The organism is Pseudomonas sp. XP2 (assembly GCF_053557975.1).
In genome coordinates, this window is the sequence record NZ_JBNRIK010000058.1 from 1 (window position 1) to 3,423 (window position 3,423).

Annotated in this window: 5 protein-coding genes; all 5 read right to left on the reverse strand. The window is 63.9% G+C overall.

The annotated features are described in order from the left end of the window. Positions 1-115 precede the first annotated feature (115 nt). Positions 116-655, reverse strand: a complete 540-nt coding sequence (locus tag ACK1VC_RS28745) for an ATPase AAA (protein WP_016488144.1) — start codon at positions 653-655, stop codon at positions 116-118. 35 nt (positions 656-690) lie between these two features. Next, on the reverse strand, positions 691-1,650 hold the full coding sequence (locus ACK1VC_RS28750) for an MBL fold metallo-hydrolase (RefSeq protein ID WP_016488143.1): 960 nt from the start codon (positions 1,648-1,650) through the stop codon (positions 691-693). A 16-nt stretch (positions 1,651-1,666) separates the two neighbouring features. Next, positions 1,667-1,972 carry an NIPSNAP family protein gene (locus ACK1VC_RS28755; protein ID WP_016488142.1) on the reverse strand — a complete coding sequence of 102 codons (306 nt, stop codon included), beginning with the start codon at positions 1,970-1,972 and terminating at the stop codon, positions 1,667-1,669. Positions 1,973-2,041: 69 nt separating this feature from the next. Then, a complete protein-coding gene (locus ACK1VC_RS28760; RefSeq protein ID WP_016488141.1) occupies positions 2,042-2,587 on the reverse strand; it encodes a lipocalin family protein in 546 nt (181 codons plus the stop codon). A 71-nt stretch (positions 2,588-2,658) separates the two neighbouring features. Further along, positions 2,659-3,282, reverse strand: a complete 624-nt coding sequence (locus ACK1VC_RS28765) for a dihydrofolate reductase family protein (RefSeq protein WP_016488140.1) — start codon at positions 3,280-3,282, stop codon at positions 2,659-2,661. Between the last annotated feature and the right edge of the window lie 141 nt (positions 3,283-3,423).

Here is a 3,423-nt window from a genome sequence, read left to right on the forward strand (position 1 = left end):
GTTGATGCCCAGCCACTGGCCAATCAGGCCACCCACGCAGCAGCCCCAGGGTTTGGAAGTAAAGGCTGATATTGCTGGGGCTGCTTTGCAGCCCGATCGCGACACAAGGCCGCTCCTACAGGGACCGCGCTGCTGGTGCTGGTTGTGTGAGGCCTTCCACAAACGCCGCAATCTGCCGGTCACCACGCAGATGCACAACCGGCACCTGCGGGCCGATTGCCTGGCGGTTGGCTTCGATACCTGGCCGATAGCCCCGGTCGAACGTCCACACAAACTTCAGGAAGGTCAGAAACGCCCGGTCCAGCCGCTCGGTACACCCAGCCGGCAGGTCTGGCCGTGGCTTGTTCAGCACACTGCGCAGGATGACCCGCTTCAGGCATGTCAACCGTGGTGTATCCAGCCAGATAACCAGGTCGGCCCGTGGCAAGCGCAGGTCGAAGGTGCGGCGGCTGTAGTTGCCCTCGCATACCCACGCTTGCCCGCTAACCGCATCGCGTACCCGGCTGCGAAAGGTCTCGGCATCCGGCTCTACCCAGCCGGCCTCCCAGAACAACGTGTCAAGGTGTACCACCGACGCCCCCAGGCGGGCGCCGATCTGCCGGGCCAGGGTCGATTTGCCACTGCCGGCGTTGCCCAGAATCACGATGCGTTGCATGACCAAGTCCTTTTGGAAAAACCGGCCATGTTAATTCATCCGGTCAGCTCAAGACAGCCATCCCGGCCAAGGTGATAGCGCTGCAGGTCCTGCGCCAGGGTCAGGTGCCCGCTGTAGTGGACGAGGGCTTCGTCACGCACGTTGTCGATATTCGGGCTGCGCCTTGGGTCGCTCTGGTAGCGGGCGCTGAAATGCGTCAGCACCAGGTTGCGCACGCCCGCCGCTTCGGCAAAGCGCGCCACCGCCGCTGCAGTACTATGGCCGAAGGTGACCCCGGTGCGTTCGACCACGGCCTGGGTGAACGTGGCTTCGTGCACCAGCACATCCGCGCCTTGGGCAGCGTCGGCCAGCAGCTCGGGGGTATCGTTGTCGCCGCACACGATCACCCGCCGCGGTGGCCGGGAAGGGCGCAGGTAGTCGTTGCCATTCAGCAACTGCTCGCCATGCTGCACCGTCAAACCCCTGGCCAGCTCGCCCCACAGCGGGCCACGCGGTATGCCTTCGGCTTCCAGGCGGGGGATGTCCAGGCGCGGTTCGGGGTTGAGTTCGGTGAATATGAACCCGACGCTCGGAACGCGGTGTGACAGCTGAACGGTGGTTACCTGCAGAGTATCGTTGCGCCATTCGACCAGATCTTCCACGGCCAGCAGGCGCAGTTCGAACGGCAGGAAGGTATCGCTGGCGGCCAGGCCCTGGCGTACCCAGTCATGCAGCGCGGCGGGCAGGATCAGTTCCAGCGGCTGCGTACGCCCGCTCATGCCGGCACTGGCCAGCAGGCCGGGCAGGCCGAAGCAATGATCGCCGTGCACGTGGGTGATGAAAATGGCGCGCAGGTCGCGGATCGACAGCGGGGTGCGCAGCAGCTGGTGCTGGGTGCCTTCGCCGCAGTCGACCAGGTACCAGCCGCTGCCACTGGCTTCGATCACCGCCGTGGCGCTGACATTGCGTGCCTTGGTGGGCACCCCGGCGCAGGTGCCGAGGAACAGCAGGTCCATGTGCAACCTCCTTGATTCAGCCCAGCAGCGGTTTCAGGAAGCTGCGCTCGTAGCTGAGGATGAAGCGTTGCTCTGTAGCTGTGGCTACTGCAGCGATGCATTCCGGGTCGGTTTCAGCCTGTCTGCGGTACTGCTCGTAGGCCGCCAGGCTGGGGAAGCTGAACAGGCAGTACGCGATGTTGTTAGCGCCCTCAGCAGGCAGGAAGTAGCCGTGATGCTGGCCGCCCATGCGCGTGACGAGGCCTATCCACTGGCGTGAATAGGCCTCGAACGCAGGCAGCTGGTAAGGGTCGACGATGTATTTGACGTGGCAGGTGATCAATGTGCTCGCTCCTTCGAGGTATGACGGGCGCACACCTTAGCCGCATTGCTGCCTGCCGTCGACGGCCTGCTAGTCTCCCTGCCGCCAAATGAGCTTGCTGGTGTCATAACCTTGCTCCCGGGCGATGGTCAGCAGTTGCTCGCGCTGCTGGTCGGTGACCGCAGGCGTGCGTGAAAGCAGCCACAGGTACTCGCGGTTGGGGTGGCCCACTAGCGCCACCCGGTAATCCTTGTCGTGATACAGCACCCAGTACTCGCCCTTGGTCAGGCCCGGTGCCAGGCGGCTGAACCAGTTGTCGAAGCGCACCCACAGCTTGTCGGTGCTGCCCGGCTGCTGGGCCTCGGCGATGCCCTTGGCTTCGTTCCACTGGCCGTCCTTTTCCTTGCAGCGGTTGGTCACGTCGATCCGGCCATCCGGGCGCAGGCCATAGTGCGCCTCGGACTGCACGCAGTTGCGCTGGAAGAACATCGGCAGCCGGCCCAGTTCATACCAGGTGCCCTGGTAGCGTTGCAGGTCGACCTGCTGGGTGCGCGGCGGTGCCGGTTGATCGTTGCCGGCGCAGCCGAGCAGCGCCAGGGTCATGCAGGAAAGCAGCAGCGTAGTGCGCAGCGCCATGGTTGACCTCCTTGGAGCGGATAGGGGCTTCCTGTGTTTCGATGCCTGCGCGGGGCAAAAGTTGTATGGGATTACACCGTGTCGAATGAACCGGTCTGCACCTGGCCTGCGCGCACGTAGCGGCTGATGATCACGCCCTTGGGCGAGACTTGCGACTGCTGCAAGGTAAAGGCCGCTGCTGCTGCGTCATGACCGAACAGGCGTTTGCCTTGGCCGAGCAGCAGCGGGTGGATCAGCAGTTGCAGTTCATCTACCAGGTCTGCCGCCAGCAGTTGCTGCACCAGTTCGGCGCTGCCCTGGGTCAGCAGGTTGGCGCCGTCCCGTTGCTTGAGCGAGCGTACTGCAGCGGCGATGTCCGCGCCGAGGGCGTGGCTGTTGTGCCAGTCGAGGGTGGCAGGGGTGTGGGTGGCCACATGTTTGGGCACGCTGTTGAACAGGTTGGCGATGGAGAAGTCTTCGGCGTTGTCTTTGATGTTTGGCCAATAGCCGGCAAAAATGTCGTAGGTGCGCCGGCCCAACAGCAGCTCAAAGGGCTGGCTGAACAATGCCTGCATGGCCTGGCCAAACACTTCCTCGGCGTAGGGCACGATCCAGCCGCCGTAGGCGAAACCGCCGCTGGTGTCTTCCTGCGGGCCGCCGGGAGCTTGCATCACGCCGTCGAGGCTGATGAAGGCGGCTACGATGAGTTTGCGCATGGGGACTCTCCTGTTGGCAGCCCGGTGGCTGCTTTCATGGGTAGTCGAATGGCACCAGGCAGAATCGACACAGGTCTCGAAAGCGATGCAGTTCCCGTGTAGGAGCGGCCTTGTGTCGCGAAAGGGCTGCGAAGCAGCCCC